Annotated in this window: 18 protein-coding genes; 7 read left to right on the top strand and 11 right to left on the bottom strand. The window is 52.9% G+C overall.

Features of this window, described 5'->3' with window-relative positions; genetic code table 11:
* Both KQJ18_RS12705 and cecR read right to left on the bottom strand, forming a co-directional pair.
* Positions 1 to 658 (bottom strand): biotin/lipoyl-binding protein (locus tag KQJ18_RS12705; protein ID WP_216422068.1); only part of this gene is annotated, 658 nt, incomplete at its 3' end.
* A complete protein-coding gene (gene cecR, locus KQJ18_RS12700; protein WP_061381910.1) occupies positions 655 to 1,332 on the bottom strand; it encodes a transcriptional regulator CecR in 678 nt (225 codons plus the stop codon). The genes KQJ18_RS12705 and cecR, both read right to left, overlap by 4 nt.
* 221 nt (positions 1,333 to 1,553) lie before the next feature.
* On the opposite strand from cecR, the gene rhlE reads away from it, so the two are divergent.
* The gene (gene rhlE, locus KQJ18_RS12695; protein ID WP_038639094.1) at positions 1,554 to 2,894 is read left to right on the top strand and encodes an ATP-dependent RNA helicase RhlE; all 1,341 of its coding nucleotides are present in this window, start codon (positions 1,554 to 1,556) and stop codon (positions 2,892 to 2,894) included.
* Between the two features lie 67 nt (positions 2,895 to 2,961).
* Here rhlE and KQJ18_RS12690 read toward each other — a convergent pair whose 3' ends face one another.
* Positions 2,962 to 3,696, bottom strand: a complete 735-nt coding sequence (locus tag KQJ18_RS12690; RefSeq protein WP_079224891.1) for a GntR family transcriptional regulator — start codon at positions 3,694 to 3,696, stop codon at positions 2,962 to 2,964.
* Positions 3,697 to 3,898: 202 nt separating this feature from the next.
* Here KQJ18_RS12690 and KQJ18_RS12685 point away from each other — a divergent pair, with 202 nt between their 5' ends.
* The 5 genes from KQJ18_RS12685 (at position 3,899) to KQJ18_RS12665 (ending at position 11,325) form a co-directional block, all read left to right on the top strand.
* Positions 3,899 to 5,251: an adenylosuccinate lyase family protein gene (locus KQJ18_RS12685; RefSeq protein WP_085047469.1), complete on the top strand. Its 1,353-nt coding sequence runs from the start codon at positions 3,899 to 3,901 to the stop codon at positions 5,249 to 5,251.
* A gap of 33 nt (positions 5,252 to 5,284) precedes the next feature.
* Positions 5,285 to 6,706: a DASS family sodium-coupled anion symporter gene (locus KQJ18_RS12680; protein ID WP_216422067.1), complete on the top strand. Its 1,422-nt coding sequence runs from the start codon at positions 5,285 to 5,287 to the stop codon at positions 6,704 to 6,706.
* Positions 6,707 to 6,883: 177 nt separating this feature from the next.
* Positions 6,884 to 9,034, top strand: a complete 2,151-nt coding sequence (gene dinG / locus KQJ18_RS12675; protein ID WP_110498536.1) for an ATP-dependent DNA helicase DinG — start codon at positions 6,884 to 6,886, stop codon at positions 9,032 to 9,034.
* 28 nt (positions 9,035 to 9,062) lie between these two features.
* Entirely contained in the window at positions 9,063 to 10,031 is a 969-nt protein-coding gene (gene ybiB, locus KQJ18_RS12670; protein WP_216422066.1) for a DNA-binding protein YbiB, read from the top strand.
* Between the two features lie 163 nt (positions 10,032 to 10,194).
* Positions 10,195 to 11,325 (top strand): malate/lactate/ureidoglycolate dehydrogenase, encoded by a 1,131-nt coding sequence (locus KQJ18_RS12665; protein ID WP_087857596.1) that lies wholly within the window; start codon positions 10,195 to 10,197, stop codon positions 11,323 to 11,325.
* 52 nt (positions 11,326 to 11,377) lie between these two features.
* Here KQJ18_RS12665 and ybiJ read toward each other — a convergent pair whose 3' ends face one another.
* The 3 genes from ybiJ to mcbA all read right to left on the bottom strand — a co-directional run bounded on the left by ybiJ (position 11,378) and on the right by mcbA (position 12,610).
* Positions 11,378 to 11,638 (bottom strand): DUF1471 family protein YbiJ, encoded by a 261-nt coding sequence (gene ybiJ, locus KQJ18_RS12660; RefSeq protein WP_006685371.1) that lies wholly within the window; start codon positions 11,636 to 11,638, stop codon positions 11,378 to 11,380.
* A 301-nt stretch (positions 11,639 to 11,939) separates the two neighbouring features.
* Positions 11,940 to 12,206: a DksA/TraR family C4-type zinc finger protein gene (locus KQJ18_RS12655; protein ID WP_216422065.1), complete on the bottom strand. Its 267-nt coding sequence runs from the start codon at positions 12,204 to 12,206 to the stop codon at positions 11,940 to 11,942.
* A 143-nt stretch (positions 12,207 to 12,349) separates the two neighbouring features.
* Positions 12,350 to 12,610: a DUF1471 family periplasmic protein McbA gene (mcbA, locus tag KQJ18_RS12650; protein WP_069323210.1), complete on the bottom strand. Its 261-nt coding sequence runs from the start codon at positions 12,608 to 12,610 to the stop codon at positions 12,350 to 12,352.
* A gap of 211 nt (positions 12,611 to 12,821) precedes the next feature.
* Here mcbA and rlmF point away from each other — a divergent pair, with 211 nt between their 5' ends.
* Entirely contained in the window at positions 12,822 to 13,748 is a 927-nt protein-coding gene (rlmF, locus tag KQJ18_RS12645) for a 23S rRNA (adenine(1618)-N(6))-methyltransferase RlmF (RefSeq protein ID WP_085047463.1), read from the top strand.
* Here rlmF and ybiO read toward each other — a convergent pair.
* From ybiO to dps, 5 genes are all read right to left on the bottom strand, one after another.
* Positions 13,745 to 15,982 (bottom strand): mechanosensitive channel protein, encoded by a 2,238-nt coding sequence (gene ybiO, locus KQJ18_RS12640; protein ID WP_216422064.1) that lies wholly within the window; start codon positions 15,980 to 15,982, stop codon positions 13,745 to 13,747. The genes rlmF and ybiO overlap by 4 nt on opposite strands.
* Before the next feature lie 117 nt (positions 15,983 to 16,099).
* A complete protein-coding gene (gene glnQ / locus KQJ18_RS12635) occupies positions 16,100 to 16,822 on the bottom strand; it encodes a glutamine ABC transporter ATP-binding protein GlnQ (RefSeq protein ID WP_042309588.1) in 723 nt (240 codons plus the stop codon).
* Positions 16,819 to 17,478 (bottom strand): glutamine ABC transporter permease GlnP, encoded by a 660-nt coding sequence (glnP, locus tag KQJ18_RS12630; RefSeq protein WP_006685364.1) that lies wholly within the window; start codon positions 17,476 to 17,478, stop codon positions 16,819 to 16,821. The genes glnQ and glnP overlap by 4 nt, the downstream gene beginning before the upstream one ends.
* Before the next feature lie 136 nt (positions 17,479 to 17,614).
* Positions 17,615 to 18,361 (bottom strand): glutamine ABC transporter substrate-binding protein GlnH, encoded by a 747-nt coding sequence (gene glnH / locus KQJ18_RS12625; protein WP_038639115.1) that lies wholly within the window; start codon positions 18,359 to 18,361, stop codon positions 17,615 to 17,617.
* A gap of 365 nt (positions 18,362 to 18,726) precedes the next feature.
* Positions 18,727 to 19,125: DNA starvation/stationary phase protection protein Dps (dps, locus tag KQJ18_RS12620; RefSeq protein WP_216422063.1), on the bottom strand; the 399-nt coding region annotated here is incomplete at its 5' end.

Below are 19,125 nucleotides of genomic sequence, written 5' to 3'. Positions count from 1 at the left end.
CAACCGCCCGGGTGAGAATCGTGCCGTCAGACGGAGAGGTTAACGTGGTGTCATGCAAATTCAGTTCAGCCTGCGCCAGCTCAGCTTGTGCTTGTTCGAGCGTGGCTTTCGCCTGCTCAATATCCTGCACACGATTACCGCTGCGATACTGGGCGAGTTTATCCTGCGCGGATTTCAGTGAGGCCAGCGCCTGGTCACGTGATGAACGGGCGTTTTCCAGATCGTTAGCGGAGATGGTGCGGCTTTTCCACAGTCCTACCTGGCGATTGTAGAAATTCTGCGCATAATCATAGGCGGCCTGCGCCTGTTTGACCGCCGCTGCGGTTTGCGCAATCTCTTCTTCACGATAACCGGCCAGCATCAGATCGTACTGTGCCTGGGCGGCGGCAACATTCGCTTTTGCCTGCATTAGCGCGTTTTCATACGGCGCGTGGTCCAGTTCGCCCAGCACCTGGCCGGCGGTAATGGCGTCACCTTCGTCAACCGCCAACGAGGCCAGCCTGCCGCCGACGCGAAAACTCAGATTGACGCTACGGATATCGACGTTGCCGTAGAGCGTCAGACCGTTATCTTGCCGACTTTGATACCACCACGTTCCACCAGCAATCACGGCAACGAGGGCCGCGATAACCAGCCCGAGAACGACAGGTTTTTTCATGACTCCAGACTCCTTTGCGTTAAACCTTGCAGAATAAGATCGATGTGACAGGTAACGGTGTGCTCAATCAGCGCGGTTTTATCCTCATCAAATTGTGACCAGCCCGTACGCAACAGAATAGTTTCTTTCCCCAGACGAAAGGCCAGCACCTCGCCGAGTATGGCGTGGGTGTGCAGAATCATTTGGGTATCGTTGGCATCGCGACCAGTATAGGCAGCAATCAGGCGCGTCAGGTGGGTATGCAGCGGATTGATAACCTGGTCGTGCACCAGTTGATAAGCCGCGGTGGGTGAAAGCTGTTCGCGTGAGATAAATTTGCTCAGGTTAACGGTGTCGTCCTGGGTTAACAGCATGATCATATTTTTACAGGCGCGCAGGATAAGTTCGCGCATCGCGCCACGATCGGGCTCCGGCTGAGCAAACAGACGCTCGGCTTCTTCCGCATGCGGGCGAAACTGTGAACCAATAAAATCGGCAATCCACTGGGCACAGGCGAGGTATAAATCCTCTTTTGAGCCAAAATAGTAGGTGATGGCCGCAATGTTTTGTCCGGCCTGCGCGGCGATATCGCGCGTTGTGGCGTGCAGACCATACTCGCCAAACTGCGCCAGCGCGGCGGCAATGAGCTGGTTTTTCGCCTGTTCGCCTTTGGTTGTCATGGTGGGTGTATTCATTGCGCGGCTCTGATCTTAATCAATCGATTGATTAAGATTATGACTGATGTGCAACCTTGTCCAGTCCGCGAGGTTAATTTCTGTTGAAGGGATAATTTATGCGGTACATCACAAAAACTGCTACACTCCGCCCCTTCATGACATTGTGGTTTTTGTCATCTCTATTGTGTGTATCTCCCTGAAAACGACACCGGTAACGGTCAGGGCGGTTCGGAGTTGTTATGTCTTTTGATTCCCTTGGTTTGAACCCTGAGATTTTACGTGCCGTTGCCGAGCAGGGTTACCGTGAACCTACCCCTATTCAGCAGCAGGCGATCCCCGCCGTGCTGGAAGGCCGCGATCTGATGGCCAGCGCCCAGACCGGTACGGGGAAAACAGCAGGCTTTACCCTGCCGTTGTTGCAGCATCTTGTGACTCATCAGCCGCATGGTAAAAGCCGTCGTCCGGTTCGTGCGCTGATCCTCACGCCGACTCGCGAGCTGGCGGCCCAGATTGGCGAAAACGTACGTGATTACAGTAAGTATCTCAATATTCGCTCGCTGGTGGTTTTCGGCGGTGTCAGCATTAACCCGCAGATGATGAAGCTGCGTGGCGGCGTAGATGTGCTGATTGCCACCCCGGGTCGTTTGCTCGATCTGGAACACCAGAATGCGGTGAAACTGGATCAGGTTGAGATCCTGGTGCTGGATGAAGCTGACCGCATGCTGGATATGGGCTTTATTCATGACATTCGTCGCGTTCTGGCGAAACTGCCGGCAAAACGCCAGAACCTGCTGTTCTCGGCAACGTTCTCTGACGATATTAAATCGCTGGCCGAAAAGCTGCTGCACAATCCGCTGGAAATTGAAGTGGCGCGTCGTAATACCGCGTCCGAGCAGGTGACTCAGCATGTGCATTTCGTGGATAAAAAACGCAAACGCGAACTACTTTCGCAGATGATTGGTCAGGGCAACTGGCAGCAGGTGCTGGTGTTTACCCGTACCAAACACGGTGCGAACCATCTGGCGGAACAACTGAATAAAGACGGCATCCGCAGCGCGGCGATCCACGGTAACAAATCTCAGGGGGCGCGTACGCGTGCGCTGGCCGATTTTAAATCCGGTGATATTCGCGTGCTGGTGGCGACCGATATTGCCGCGCGCGGGCTGGATATTGAAGAACTGCCGCACGTGGTGAACTACGAGTTGCCAAACGTCCCGGAAGATTACGTGCACCGTATTGGTCGTACCGGCCGCGCGGCCGCCACCGGCGAAGCGTTGTCTCTGGTGTGCGTCGATGAACACAAACTGTTGCGTGATATCGAGAAGCTGCTGAAAAAAGAGATCCCGCGTATTGCAACGCCAGGCTACGAGCCAGACCCGTCTATCAAAGCTGAGCCGATTCAGAACGGTCGCCAGCAGCGTGGCGGCGGTCGCGGCCAGGGCGGAGCAGGACGTGGCCAGCAGCCGCGTCGTCAGGATGGCGGCGCGCCGAAAGGGAAACCGCGTAGCGGCGAAGGCAAACCGGCAGGCGATAAGCCTCGTCCACCGCGCCGTCCGCGCAGACCGTCTTCAGCGCAGTAATTCACCTGCTGTATGACAGTATAAACATGCTATCCGGTCTACACATTGTGTAGGCCGGCCAGGTCAATCATTCCCCTGAGCTTTGCGATTTCAGCACGATTGAGCAGGTATAGCGTCCTGCCGGATGAACAGAAATCGTCGTTTCAAAAACTTTTCCTTCCCTGTCCAGATAGCGGCGCACAATTCTCATCGCCGGAGAATCAGGTGCTACATTAAGGATTTTTGCCATCTTCTTAGGCACGCCAACTGCCGTAATCGTCTGGTGAACTTCATGACTTTTAATACCGTAGTGCGCTTCGATCAGATCGCTAATTAACGAGTGCGGATCATCGCGGATGTACGTGCGCAGCTTGGCGTAGTCCGTGCTGGCGTAACTGTCGGTCCAGCAAATTGGCGCGTCCGGGTTTTGCGCATCTTCACGGGTACTGGCAATGTGCAGCCATCGGGAACCTGGCGGGCAGCCAATCAACTGGGACAACTCTATGTCCGCCACAATCTCATCGATTTTCTTGATGACGCGCAGATTGTTCCTGGCCAGCAGTAGCAGATCCTCAAGATGCGATAGCGGATGATTGACGCCGTTAGCCTTAGGTTCGCAAACGCGGGTGCCTGCGCCTTTACGCCGTGAAATCAAACCTTGCTCTGTTAATTCCCTTAGCGCCTCACGCATGGTGTGGCGGCTGACCTGCCATGTTTCGCACAGTTCCATTTCCGTAGGAAACAGCGAGCCGGGGGCAAAGGTTCCCACCGAAATTTGCTGTGCCAGTTCACGTGCTATTCGCTTGTACAGAGATTCTTTCATCGCAGTTTCATCAAAATATTAGTGATCTTTATCACGAAAATTTGTACGGACTATTCCCTACATTTCTTATGAACACTATAAATGTCCGTACATTTAAATGTACGGACATTTGATAATGTCTGGACATTGTGGCGGCGTTTGAATATCCAACAAACCGCCGTAAATAAGCATCTTATCATTATCAGATTTTCCAGGGGGATTTATGGCTTCGAATGTACTTGATTCTGTTCTGTTCAGGGATTCTTTCGGCACACCGGCGATGCGCGCGGTGTTTGACGATCGCGAGCTGGTGCGCAAATACGTGGAAGTGGAAGTTGCGTTGGCTAAGGCTCAAGCGCGCTGTGGCGTAATACCTGAGGCGGCGGCGCAGGAAATTGCCGAGAAATGTAATGCCGACACGCTCGATTTTGATTTATTGCGCCATGAAACCGAAATAGTGGGGTATCCGATCCTACCGCTGGTGCACCAGATTTCTAAACAGGCTGGCGAGTCCGGCGGCTATGTGCACTGGGGGGCAACCACTCAGGACATAATGGACACCGCGGTAGTCCTACAAATTCGTGATGCGTTCACGTTAATTGAGACCGATATAAACAAACTTCGTGCGACGCTCGCAGACCTCGCACGTCGCTACCGTGATACGCCAATGGCCGGGAGAACCCACTTACAACAGGCTTTGCCCGTGACCTTCGGTTATAAAGCGGCCATCTGGCTGGATATGTTTGAACGCCACGCGGAACGTCTTACCCAGGCGCGTCCTCGTGTTCTGGTCGGCGAATTTGCGGGTGCAGCTGGTACGCTGGCATCGCTGGGGGATAAAGGGCTGGCGGTACAAAAAGCGATGATGGAAGAGCTTGGACTGAATGTTCCAACGTCCACCTGGCACGTCGCGCGTGATGGTTTTGCCGAAGCGGTTAACTTGTTAGCGGTGATTACCGGGTCGCTGGGTAAGATTGCCTACGACGTAATGTTGCTGGCAGCCAATGAGTTTGGCGAGCTGTATGAGCCGTTTGTTAAAGGGCGTGGCGCCAGCAGTACCATGCCGCAGAAACGCAACCCGATCTCCAGCGAACTGATGCTGGCCTGTGCTAAAGGCGTGCGTCAGCAAGCGGGACTGATGCTGGATGCGATGGTGCAGGACCTGGAACGGGCGACCGGGCCGTGGCATGCGGAATGGATTGCTATCCCGGAAAGTTTCGTCCTCAGCGCAGGGGCGTTGCATCAGGCCAATTTTATGCTGGCGGGGCTGATAGTCGATGAAGCGGCGATGAAACGTAACCTCGGTATGACCAACGGCCTGATTGTGGCTGAGGCGGTCATGATGGGACTGGCGCCATACATCGGTCGTCAGGATGCGCATGATGTTGTGTACGACGCCTGCCGTATCGTCAACGAACAGGGGGGGCGACTGGCTGATGTGCTGAATGCGATGCCATCTGTTGCAGAACGACTGGATCCGCAGTTGATTGAGAAACTGACCGACCCGGCAAACTACCTGGGAATGGCACCCGCGATGGTCGATCAGGTGCTGGCCAAATATATGTCGCAGAAATGAAGGTTCTCGGGCTAACGGAATAAGGATATTTTTATGTCAACGAATTCTGTCGCGGGAAAATCCATTCTGGCGTTCCTGATACCGCTGGCGATTGGGGGGATAATTTGGTTTTATCCCGTACCTGATGGTCTGACGCCTCAGGCCTGGCATATGTTTGCTATTTTTGCCGCGACCATTGCCGCCATTCTTACCCAACCGCTCCCTTCGGGGGCGGTAATGTTGATTGCGCTTTGTGTGGTGATTTTTACCAAGACCTTGCCAGAGGCGAAAGCGCTGTCAGGGTTTGCTTCCGGTACGGTATGGCTCATCTTCTGCGCCTATGTTCTTTCTCTGGGGTTTGTTACCTCAGGGCTCGGGAAACGTATCGCGTATAAAATGTTATCGCTATTTGGCGGCAGTAGCCTGGGTATTGCCTATTCGCTGGGGGTATCCGATCTGATTATGGCTCCGGCAATGCCGTCAGTGACAGCCCGTTCCGGAGGGATTATTTTCCCTATCACTCGTTCAATCAATGACGTATTAGGTTCGGCTCCGGGAGTAACCGGCAAGCGTATTGGTGATTTTTTAACCATGGTGTGCTTTCAGTTTACGCCCATTACCGGGGCGATATTCCTCACCGGGATGGCGGCAAATCCGCTGGTGGCGAGTCTGGCTAAATCCTCATTAGGCGTCGAGATAACCTGGGGCGGGTGGTTTGTTTCCGCTGTTGTTCCTGCGATGGTCTGTTTCTGTTTGATGCCGCTTCTGGTCTACAAGTTGCTGGATCCTGAGCTTAAACGTACGCCAGAGGCAAAAGCGATGGGTAAGCAGGCGCTCGGTGAACTCGGTGCGATGAGCAGTAACGAGAAAAAGGTCGCGTTTGGCTTTGTGTTGGCATTGGTCGGCTGGGGCACCAGCTTAATCACGGGATTATCGGCAACCTCGGTCGGACTGGGATTGGCCGCTTATCTTTTCGCCTCTGGCGCAGTCAGTTGGAAAAGCCTGCTCAATGACCATGCAGCGTGGGACACGGTAATCTGGTTTAGCGTCATTATTAGCCTGGCGACCGGTCTTGCCGATCTGGGCTTTATTAAATGGATGACGATAAAACTGGGCAGCGGTATTCAGGGACTTGGCGCGATAGAGTCCTTCGTTTTGCTGGGGATTCTGTATATTTATGTCCACTATCTCTTTGCCACGGCGACCGGCCATGTCGCTGCGCTGTATGCCCCTTTTGCGGCCACGGCGATCGCTGCTGGCGCGCCGCCGATGATGGTGGCGATCTGCTTTGGTATCTTCAGTAATCTGATGTGGGGCAATACGGAATACGGTGGTGGACCTGGCCCCATCTATTTTGCCCAGGGCTATTTTGAACGCCCGCGCTTTTACAAAATCAACCTCTGTGTGGTGACGGCAAATGTCATTATCATTTTTGCCGTGGGTATGCTGTGGTGGAAGTTACTGGGATATTATTAGCCGACGCGTTTATTCGGCCTGCAATGTACCTGACTGTAGGCCGAATAGGGTGTAAGCCGCCTTTCGGCAATTTAAGTCCGCGCTGCGAAGCGCTTTCCAGAATGGGGGAAAAAGGTACATCCAGCGCCTGAAATGTGCCACAATAGTGGCTGTTTATACAGTATTTCAGGTTTTCTCATGGCACTTACGGCTGCGCTGAAAGCGCAAATTGCCGCCTGGTACAAGGCGCTTCAGGAACAGATCCCCGACTTTATCCCCCGCGCACCGCAGCGGCAGATGATTGCTGACGTTGCGAAAACGCTCTCCGGGGAAGAAGGGCGGCATCTGGCGATTGAAGCGCCGACTGGAGTGGGGAAAACCCTGTCCTATTTAATTCCGGGAATCGCCATTGCCCGGGAAGAACAAAAAACGCTGGTGGTGAGTACCGCCAACGTCGCCTTGCAGGATCAGATCTACAGCAAAGATCTGCCGTTACTGCGCAAAATTATTCCTGACCTGCGTTTTACCGCCGCGTTCGGTCGTGGGCGCTATGTCTGCCCGCGTAACTTAGCGGCGCTTGCCAGTACCGAACCTAATCAGCAGGATCTGCTGGCTTTTCTCGACGATGACCTGACGCCAAATAACCAGGAAGAGCAAAAGCGCTGCGCCAGGCTGAAAGGCGACCTCGACACCTATAAATGGGACGGGCTGCGCGATCACACGGATATCGCTATTGATGACGGACTTTGGCAACGCCTGAGCACCGATAAGGCCAGCTGTCTGAATCGTAATTGTCACTATTATCGTGAATGTCCTTTTTTTGTCGCCCGCCGTGAGATTCAGGAAGCCGAAGTGGTGGTTGCCAACCATGCGCTGGTGATGGCCGCCATGGAAAGTGAAGCTGTTTTGCCGGAGCCTAAAAACCTGCTGCTGGTGCTTGATGAAGGACACCACTTGCCGGACGTTGCGCGCGATGCGCTGGAGATGAGTGCGGAAATCAGCGCCCCCTGGTATCGACTGCAGTTGGATCTGTTTTGTAAGTTAGTGGCTACCTGCCTTGAGCAGTTTCGCCCCAAAACCACGCCGCCGTTGGCAAATGCCGAGCGTCTGAACGGCCACTGCGAAGAACTGTATGAACTGATTTCTTCACTTAACAATATTCTTAATCTGTATATGCCTGCCACCCAGGAAGCAGAACACCGTTTTGCGATGGGTGAACTGCCAGCGGAAGTAATGGAGATATGTCAGCGCCTGGCGAAGCTCACAGAAATGCTGCGCGGTCTGGCTGAACTGTTCCTCAACGATCTCAGCGAAAAAACCGGCACTCACGATATTGTGCGTCTGCATCGGGTTATTTTGCAGATGAACCGGGCGCTGGGTATGTTCGAAGCGCAAAGCAAGCTGTGGCGGCTGGCCTCGCTGGCGCAGTCGTCAGGCGCTCCGGTGAGTAAATGGGCGACGCGTGAAGTGCGTGACGGGCAGAGCCACGTCTGGTTCCACTGCGTGGGGATCCGCGTGAGCGATCAACTGGAAAGACTGCTGTGGCGCAGCGTACCACATATTATCGTTACCTCCGCCACGCTGCGCTCGCTCAACAGCTTTTCGCGTCTACAGGAGATGAGCGGCCTCAAAGAAAAGGCCGGTGACCGCTTCGTCGCGCTGGATTCTCCGTTTAATCATGTTGAGCAAGGCAAAATTGTTATTCCTCAGATGCGCTACGAACCGTTGATAGAGAACGAAGAGCAGCATATTGCGGAAATGGCTGCCTATTTCCGCGAACAGCTGGAAAGCAAAAAGCATCAGGGCATGCTGGTGCTGTTTGCCAGCGGTCGGGCGATGCAGCGTTTTCTTGAGCACGTCGCCGATCTACGTCTGCTGTTGCTGGTCCAGGGCGATCAGCCGCGCTATCGTCTGGTGGAGCTACACCGCAAACGGGTACAAAACGGTGAGCGTAGCGTGCTGGTGGGTCTGCAATCTTTTGCCGAAGGTCTGGATTTAAAAGGCGACCTGCTGACGCAGGTGCATATTCATAAAATCGCCTTTCCGCCAATCGACAGCCCGGTAGTGATCACCGAGGGTGAGTGGCTGAAAAGCCTGAATCGTTATCCTTTCGAAGTACAGAGTTTACCGGCCGCATCGTTTAATTTAATCCAGCAGGTCGGGCGACTCATCCGTAGCCACGGCTGCTGGGGGGAAGTCGTTATTTATGACAAGCGTTTATTGACCAAAAACTACGGCAAGCGTTTACTGAATGCGTTACCCATATTTCCGATAGAGCAACCTGCTGTGCCAGACGTTATAGTAAAACCAAAAGAAAAAGCGAAACCCACGCGCCGCCGCAGGCGTTAACGATGTGAGCAACAGCAAGGAGTTATCGATGGATTACCGCAAAATCATCAAAGAGATTGGGCGAGGGAAAAATCACGCGCGTGACCTGGATAAGGATACTGCTCGCGGACTGTATACCCATATGCTGAACGGCGATGTACCGGAGCTTGAGATGGGCGGCGTACTGATTGCGCTACGTATTAAAGGCGAGGGTGAAGCGGAGATGCTGGGCTTTTACGAAGCGATGCAGAACCATACTATTCGCTTGACGCCGCCGGTTGCTAAACCCATGCCCATTGTTATTCCCAGCTATAATGGCGCACGCAAGCAGGCGAATCTGACTCCGTTGCTGGCAATTTTACTGCACAAGCTGGGCTTTCCGGTAGTGGTGCACGGCGTCAGTGAAGATCCAACCCGCGTGCTGACAGAAACCATTTTCGAACTGATGGGCATTACGCCAACGCGGCATGTGGGGCAGGCACAGGCAAAACTCGATGGTCATGAGCCGGTGTTTATCCCGGTGAGCGCGCTGTGTCCTCCGCTGGAGAAACAGCTGGCGATGCGCTGGAGAATGGGCGTGCGTAACAGCGCGCATACGCTGGCTAAACTCGCCACGCCGTTTGCTGAAGATGCCGCGCTGCGTCTTTCCAGCGTGTCGCATCCGGAATATGTATCGCGCGTGGCGAAATTCTTTAGCGACATCGGTGGCCGTGGCCTGTTGATGCACGGTACAGAAGGCGAGGTGTATGCCAACCCGCAGCGCTGTCCGCAGATAAGCCTGATCGATTCATCCGCTGTGCGAGTGTTGCAGGAGCGTCAGAGTGAGATGCCCGACGAGCCGGTACCGCTGCCAGTGGCAAAAGATCCGGAAACTACCGCGCGCTGGATTGAACGTTGTCTGGCCGGTAGCGAGCCTGTTCCGGCCTCGTTGAAAATTCAGATGGCCTGCTGCCTGGTCGCAACCGGCGAATCTTCCTCGCTGGCTGAAGGCCTTGCTCGCGTCGGGCAAAGCTTCTAATTTTCTTGTTCCCCCCGACAGGTCATTTACCAGGCCTGTCGGTTCATCCTTTGCATCAACGTGAAATTTCTGCACGTTTATTGATCTCCTGACTGCCGTGGCGCAGCATAGTTTGTTGAAAAATAAGAAACACAACAAACACGCGACACAACAGGAGATAACAATGAACAGTGGACATCGCTTCCATGTGCCAACGCTGCACGCCTTTATTCAGGCCGTTTTTCACCAGATGGGGAGTAACGAGCAGGAAGCGCGGCTGGTGGCCGATCATCTGATTGCCTCTAACCTCGCCGGGCACGACTCCCACGGCATCGGCATGATCCCAAGCTATATTCGCTCCTTCTCGCAGGGACATCTGCAGATCAACCGTCATGCCAAAGTGGTTAAAGATGCGGGGGCGGTGATTACGCTTGATGGCGATTGCGCATTTGGTCAGGTGGCGGCGCACGAGGCAATGACGCTTGGGATTGAAAAAGCGCGCCAGTACGGTATCGCCGCCGTGGCGTTACACAATTCGCACCATATCGGACGCATTGGTTACTGGGCGGAACAATGTGCGGCGGCAGGTTTTGTTTCAGTACACTTTGTGAATGTGGTGGGCATCCCGATGGTCGCGCCGTTCCACGGCCGCGATAGCCGTTTTGGCACCAACCCTTTCTGCGTCGTTTTTCCGCGTAAAGATACTTTCCCGTTGTTGTTGGACTATGCAACCAGCGCCATCGCTTTTGGCAAAACCCGCGTGGCATGGCATAAGGGGGAACCGGTGGCTCCGGGATGTCTGATTGATGCCGAAGGAGCGCCGACCACCGATCCTGCTGTGATGCAGGTCTCTCCGCTGGGGTCGTTGCTGACCTTCGCTCAACACAAGGGTTATGCGCTGGCGGCGATGTGCGAAATTATGGGCGGCGCGCTTTCTGGTGGTAAAACCACACATGAGGAGAGCCTGCAGACCAGTGCGGACGCCATCATTAACTGTATGACCACCCTTATTATTAACCCGGAACTGTTCGGCGCGCCGGATTGCGATAACCAGGTCGCGGCATTTACTGAGTGGGTAAAAGCGTCCCCACATGCCGATGACGCCCCGATCCTGTTGCCAGGTGAGTGGGAGGTGAATACTCGTGAGGAAAGGCTGGAACAAGGTATTCCGCTGGATGCCGGAAGCTGGCAGGCAATCTGCGAGGCGGCGTTGCAAATAGGGATGCCCGACACCGTGTTACAGGAATTCCGTCAACGGCTGAAACACCAGGCAAAAAAAAGCCCGTCCAGTGGCGGACGGGCAAACAAAGGGTAACAAACAGGGTCAATGAGGGTTGGAGCATTGGGTCGTACAGGAAATCTTTCGGTTATTTGTAGATAACCGCGGTGCCGCTCATTTTGTCGTTGCCGACAGCGGAGGTGATGTTGTAACCCGTTGCGCCGGCAGCGGCGGCTTTCTCAGCCAGTTTTGCTTCCAGACCATCCAGCGTGGTGGCGCCATCAGCAGATACCACACCAATTTTATTCATGCTTTGTGCCTGAGTGGAGGAAACCGGCTCGGCAGCGAAAACGCCAAATGACAGGGTAGAAAGGGCGATGGCGGCAACGGCAAATTTAATATTTTTCATGATTAATCTCTCGCAGGTTTGTTCTGTTAGTCAGTGTTCTGGTAAGAAGACGTTGTTTCGTCGATGTGAGAAGTATCACGTTTTTTTATGCGAGAGAAAATCGAATAGAATTGACGGCGTCAATCAAAAAAATTGAATGACAAATAACTTATTGAATATTAATAAATTCGAAAGAGGGATTTACAGTTCTTGTCACTGCGCTTTACAGTGAAAGCGACAACGGCACATTTTGCTACACAGCATGCGAAAAAGCGTGCTCGTAAAGGAAATTATCTGCGCTGAAACGTTTGGTAAAGATAAGTCAACGTAACTGGCTGTCTTTCGAACCTCTGCGATTATATCCTGAAAATGCTGAGCTATGTGAATCTTTATCCTGCTGACAGGCTATGCATAAGCGTACGCCTGGCACTGCCTCACGTCTGGCCTGCGGGATAGGATTACCGCACTCTTCGCATTCATACAGACTTTCCCCGCTCGGTAATTCACCACGGGCGCGGGCAACAGCATCTTCAATAGTATTGTTGATCTGCTCGTTAACTGCGTCCTCATTTGCCCATCCGGATGCCATATGTACCTCCTGTTATTGTCTACAGAATAAGTATAGCGAATATGATGGCTGAAAAACGACCACACATCAGCGGTATCAGATTTCAGACCATTCGCGCAGGAAACTGCATTCGGGATGAATGCAGTTGGGCTGAAGTGGAGGGGTTACTTATAGATAGTGGCGCTACCGTACATCTGGTTTTTACCGCCCGCAGAGTTAACGACAAAGCCTTTTGCGCCTTGCTCTTTTGCTTTCTCTGCCAGCTTGTCTTCGAGATCGCTCAGGTTAGTGGCGCCGGTAGCGAATACTGTACCTGAGGCCTGGAGCTGACCGGTTGCTGGGCTGGTGTTGGGCTGTGCGGCAAAGGATGCGAACGTCATACCGGTTAGTACGGTAGCGGCAAGTAATGTGAGGCATTTCTTCATGGTGATATCCTCTGAGAAACAACAGGTGGTGCCTGATAAGTTTAGGCCGCCAGCGGAAGACATTAACCGCAAAAAACTGGTGATAACATGTCTGTTTTTTGAACAATCGGTAAGGCAACGTCCAGGCATAAAAAATCAAATATCCTTGTTGTGTGTGTTTACCGCGTGGCGTTATGCGGGTATCTTACGCCGCTGTTAAAAGGAGAATGCTATGTCCCCCCAGAAACCGGGATTACACCCGCGTAACCGCCACAATGGCCGTTATGATCTTGCGACTTTATGCCAGGTTACACCCGAGTTGACGCAATTTCTCACCCTCACGCCCGGCGGCGAGCAGAGCGTTAACTTCGCCAATCCGCAGGCAGTGAAGGCGCTCAATAAAGCACTGCTGGCGCATTTTTATGCGGTGAAAAACTGGGATATTCCAGACGGTTTTCTGTGTCCGCCAGTTCCTGGTCGTGCGGACTACATTCACCATCTGGCCGACCTGTTAGGTGAAACGACAGGAACTATTCCGGTAAATGCGAGCGTGCTGGATGTAGGGGTTGGGGCAAACTGCATTTATCCGCTGATTGGCGTGCATGAATACGGCTGGCGATTCACCGGTAGCGAAACCAGTCGCGAAGCGTTTAACAGCGCTCAGGCGATTGTTAACGCCAATCCGGGGTTGACTCGCGCAATTCGTTTGCGCCGGCAAAAAGATGCAGCGTCAATCTTCAACGGTATCATTCATAAAAATGAGCAGTATGAAGCCACAGTATGTAACCCGCCATTCCATGATTCTGCGGCCTCAGCCCGCGCCGGAAGCGAACGTAAGCGTCGTAATCTGGGTCAGGACAAAGATGATGCGCTGAACTTTGGCGGACAGCAGCAGGAGCTGTGGTGTGAAGGCGGCGAAGTGGCGTTCATCAAGAAAATGATCGCCGAAAGCCAGGCCTTTGGCCGTCAGGTGATGTGGTTTACCACGCTGGTTTCGCGCGGTGAGAATTTACCTCCGCTGTATCACGCATTAACGGATGCGGGCGCGGTGAAAGTGGTTAAGAAAGAGATGGCCCAGGGGCAAAAGCAGAGCCGCTTTATTGCCTGGACCTTTATGGATAACGATCAGCGTCGTCGTTTTATGGCGCGTAAACGCTAGAGCGTTGGCTCCCCTGGCGGCAGTTGTTCGCTTGCCGCCGACGGAGGGCCATTCACCGGTGCAGGCAAGACCTGATACGTCTGTACCGGGGCGCGTACGTTGGCCAGATCGAAGTGTTTTTTCACCTGGCTGTCGAGCGCGAAACGTACCGTCCACTGTTTCAACGGCAGGGTCGTAAATGAGACCCGTAGCGTGAAAGCCGTATTGGTTAACCCCACGATCCCGGCAAACGACGGCTCGCCGATAATAAGCCCGCGAATATCATCCTTTTCCATCAGCTCAGCGACAGCGTCTTTCAACGCCTGATTGGCTTTATCCGCATCTTCATGACGGTCGACATCGTAATTGGCGACGACTGAGCCAATGCCACGCACAAAGTTGGCGAAGGTGGTTATCGATGACCAGGGAATGATATGGTACGCCCCGGTATCCTGACGCACCCCCACAGAACGAATGGACATCCTTTCAACCGTACCGGTGAGTGGACCGATAGTGACTAAATCCCCGGTGTTCATACCATTTTCGAACTGAATGAAGATCCCGGTGATAATGTCTTTTACCAGCGTTTGCGAGCCGAAAGAGATCGCCAGCCCCAGCGCCCCGGCCCCGGCCAGCAAGGGGGCGATGTTGACGCCAATTTCGGACAGCACAATCATGATAGTAATAGTGCTGATAATCACCGCCAGCGCATTGCGGAACAGCGTTAACAGCGTGCGGGTACGGGCACTGGGCAATGGGCGACCGTGTATATCGGAAGCCAGACGATTTTCAATCAGGCTGGCAAGGATCGTCCAGCCAATGGCGGAGAAGAAAAGAATCAGCGCGATACGAATCAGGATATCCACCGTTTTCTCTCCGGCACCGTAATGCAGCCAGTTCCAGAAGTCGAACAATCCCCAGGCATTGAGCAGCAGCATCACCGCGACGCACACCGTCAGGATCCGGGCCACGCTTAACGCCGTCGACAGCCAGCCATTCAGCCGTTTTTGTAATTCCGGGTAGCTGCGCTGGGTATGTGGCGACAGGGTAATCGTTTTGGCTATCCAACGCGAAAGCATGCCGGAAACAAAGGCGGCAATGCCGATAATCACCAGGCTGCGTAACGTTGCGCCCATCATGAATTTCAGACTGTTGCCAGGGTCAAACAGCGAGAAGAAAAACAGCACAATGAAGTAAGCGCTGGCCAGCCAATGCCATACCAGCGCGAAGGCGCGGATGAACAGGCTGAAAAAGGCTAGCGATCTTTCCGCCAGATTGAGCAAATGCTGCGTGATCTCTTTCTTATTTCTGAAAATCAGATACAGCGCCCATAGCGTGATACACAGCATGATGATGACGTTTGCCATCGCACCGACCTGCACGTTAACCTGATTTGAGATAATAGGAACGGCAACAATCAGTCCGTAACCAATCAGGCTGCTTAATGAACTCAAACGGCGATTCCAGTAGCGCGCGCCGTCATCCTGAATATTAAACGGGCGTAGCTCTGCTACGGTCGGGCAAAATATCAGACGTAAAATCGCCTTGAAGAACTCAATCAACGCAAAGGCATTGAGGAACAGGCTTTGCTGGAAAGCGATGGTGCGGCTCCCGGCGTTCATTCGATCGCTCAGAATCTGCCCTATAAACAACGTCAGCGCCAGCAGTAATAAATCGATAATAAATGCGCCGACGATCATCGCCGGAAGCTGTAGCCAGTTGCTGCGTTCGCGGTTTTTCCGTCGCGCCCATTGCCCCATTTTGCGATACAGCGGCAGCGCGCACAGGCGGATCAGCCAGTAAAACCCAAACACTGACGCTGCCAGCATTAAAAAATGGGTCAGGGCATTGGTGAAGGTTTGCGGGTTAAAGGTTTTATGCGGGGCGTCGGTGATGTTGCGGTAAAGCTGGGCAAAGCGGTCGGAAAGAACTTCACTATAGTGACGACTGACATCTGTCACGTTTTCCAATACCGTTTTTTCTTCAGTTAGCGTGGGGGGGACAATCACCGGCACGGGTTCGGGAGGAGGCGTTGCCGCGACTTTGCGCAATTGACCAATCAACTCCTGGCGCGATGCTTCATTGTCCAGTACGTCAGCCAGCGCGGCGTAAGCGGCTTTCTTTTGCTCAACATCAGGCTCTTTTGCGGGGGTGGCTTGCGGGTCGGCTGAAGTCGGGGTTGTGACGCCGGGTATCGTCACCGCGTGAGACGGTATGCTCAGCAGACAAAAGAAGACCAACAGGATCCAGCGCATGACTCCTCCCATGAGAAAATAAATTCAAAAGGATAAGTATAGATGCCAGAGCGTAAGAGAATGGAAATGAGAGGATTCTGGTGAAAACCTCCCTTCGGGCGAAGGGAGGTCAATGCATCAGGAGACGTGCTGCAAGAACTCCTGTAAACGCTGGCTGGGTGGATTTTCAATCAGGGCTTGCGGATTACCGTCTTCGGCAATACGTCCCTTATCAATGAAAATCAGACGTGAGGCCACTTTTTCGGCAAAGCCGATCTCGTGGGTCACAATCACCATGGTCATTCCTTCTTCCGCCAGATCCTGCATGACTTTCAGAACTTCGTGACGCAGTTCAGGGTCAAGCGCCGAGGTTGGCTCATCAAACAGCATCATTTTCGGCTTCACTGCCAGTGCACGGGCGATAGCCACACGCTGTTGTTGACCGCCGGACAGTTCAGAAGGGTAGTGATGCGCGCGCTCGGCCAGGCCGACCTTCGCCAGCAATTCTTTCGCCAACTTCTCTGCCTGTTCTTTATTCGCCCCGCGTACGCGCTGCGGCCCAAACATGACGTTTTCCAGCGCCGTCAGGTGGGGGAACAGGTAGAACTGCTGAAACACCATCCCGGCTTCCTGGCGAATTAACCGCTCATCGACCTTGGGATCGTTGACTTTCAGACCGTCGACGATCAGATCGCCAGAGGTTATCTCTTCCAGCTTGTTAATGCAGCGCAGCAGCGTAGATTTACCGGAACCGGACGGCCCGATGATGACCACGACTTCGCCCTGCTTAATGTTCAGATCAATATTGTGCAGCACCTGGGTAGGACCAAAGTGCTTAGAAACGTTTTTAAATTCAATCACAGGATTTTCATCCTTCTTTCCAGACGACGCAGAATGAAGCTCAGCACCAGCGTAATGATCAGATAGAACACCGCAACGGCGCTCCAGATTTCCAGTGCGCGGAAGTTACCGGCAATGATTTCCTGGCCCTGGCGGGTCAGTTCAGCGACGCCAATGACGATAAACAGCGAGGTATCTTTAATGCTGATGATCCACTGGTTGCCCAGCGGCGGCAGCATACGACGCAGCGCGAGAGGCAAAATAACGTGACGGATAGTCTCTGTACGTGAAAGTCCAAGCGCCAGTCCGGCTTCACTGAATCCTTTATGGATTGAGAGCACCGCGCCGCGGGTGATTTCCGCAATATAGGCACCGGAGTTGATCATAATAGTGACAACGGCGGCGCTAAAGGGGTCAATACGTAAATCGTTAAACGCCATTGGCAGAGCGAAGTAGATAAACATCACTTGCACAACGATTGGTGTACCGCGAATGACTTCGATAAACACCAGCGCTACGTGGTTGGCTATCCAACCGCCGAAAGTACGCGCAAACCCTGCTGCAAGCCCGATTACCAGGCCGCCAGCCAGACCGAGGATCGAGATCCATAAGGTCATTTTGGCGCCTTCAATCAAAAGCGGGATGGCGGGCCAGATGGCACTCCAGTCAAACTGCATATGTCGTTCCTGTTACCGTGGTGTAAATATTCAAATGCCCGTTTTGCCAGATACGCTGTGCTTATCCGGTTACAGGTCTCAAAAATCCTGGGAAAGGCCCGGTATGCATCGCGCCACCGGGCATCACTGCCAGTTATTATTTAGGTTCAGTACCGAACCATTTTTTGTAGATCTCGTTATAAGTACCGTTCTCTTTCAGCGTTTTCAGCGCGCCGTTCACTTTCTCACGCAGGTCATTGCTGCCTTTCGGGAAGGCGATACCGTACTGCTGAGCTTCCAGCGAGTCACCTACGGCTTTGAACTGGCCGTTACCCGCGGTTTTGATGAAATAAAGAATGTTTGGCGTGTCATGCAGCACGGCGTCTGCGCGGTTGGTGCCCAGTTCCATATAGGCGTTATCGATATTTGGGAACTGACGCAGGTCTTTGGTTTTGATGTTAGCTTTGGCGTAATCAACGGAGCCGGTGCCGCTCTTCACCGCAACGACTTTACCATCCAGGTCTTTCACGCTTTTAACGTCGTTATTATTCGCTTTGACCATCACTAACAGACCGCTTTTGTAGTAGCCGTCAGAGAAGTCGATCGCTTTTTTACGCTCGTCGGTGATGGTGATACCCGCCAGTGCCAGGTCGACGTTTTTGGTTTGCAGAGCAGGGATGATGCCGCTGAAATCCATTGGTTTCAGTTCATAATCCAGCTTCAATTCTTTGGCGACGGCAGCCCACAGATCCACATCAAATCCAACGTATTTGTCACCCTGTTTGAATTCAAATGGAACAAACGCGGTGTCAGTTGCGACAACCAGTTTCTTATCTGCGGCATGGGAGGACACCGCAAAAGCCAGGGTAAGTGCAGCCAGTGAAACTTTTAATACAGACTTCATAGGATTTCCTTTTATATCCACGGGGCGATCCCCTGCGAGAACATATGGCTTAATGAAAAAATCGTGCCACTTTTGCAACTCATTGTTTTAAAAAGAAGGTATTTCTTTTCTCTGCACAATAAGTAGGGCAAAGCGGATAATCTGCACTATTTTGGGGCACTCATTTGGTGCGTACCTGACACGGTGCAAACGGTATGACTATTTAGCGTAAAAATTGTTGATAAAACAATCTTTCGTTAACGATTGTGTGAGGTGATTATTACAATTAATTTACTTTGGAGTGACGAATGATCAATGTTATGCACCATAGATGTGCAAAACCCCCGCCGGAGCGAGGGTTTTATAGGTAATTCTTATGCCTACAGTTATTCAATGTTGGCTTCGATAAACCACAGGAATTTGTCGAGATCGCGTGACGCAGCGGTGAAGATATCCGCTGTATCTTCGTCTTTTGCTTCGCTAATGGCTTTACGTACGCTATTGGCGACCACTGCATAACGATCGGCCAGCTCTTTTAAGTGGTCCTGTACGCTATGGATATCCAGCGGATAGCTTTTCAGCGGCGTTTTGCTGTTAATGACCTGGGTTGTACCCAATGCCACACCGCCTAACTGTACGGCGCGCTCAGCCATGGTATCGAGATGATCGGTCAGGGCAGTACGGAAGCCATCCAGCATTTCATGGACAGCAATAAAGTTCGCGCCGCGCATGTTCCAGTGAGCCTGTTTAGTGATCAACGACAGGTCGATGAACTGGATCACTTG

Source organism: Citrobacter sp. S55_ASV_140 (assembly GCF_018919505.1).
GTDB classification, from domain to species: domain Bacteria; phylum Pseudomonadota; class Gammaproteobacteria; order Enterobacterales; family Enterobacteriaceae; genus Citrobacter; species Citrobacter werkmanii.
This window is presented reverse-complemented; position numbering and strand designations above follow the sequence as displayed.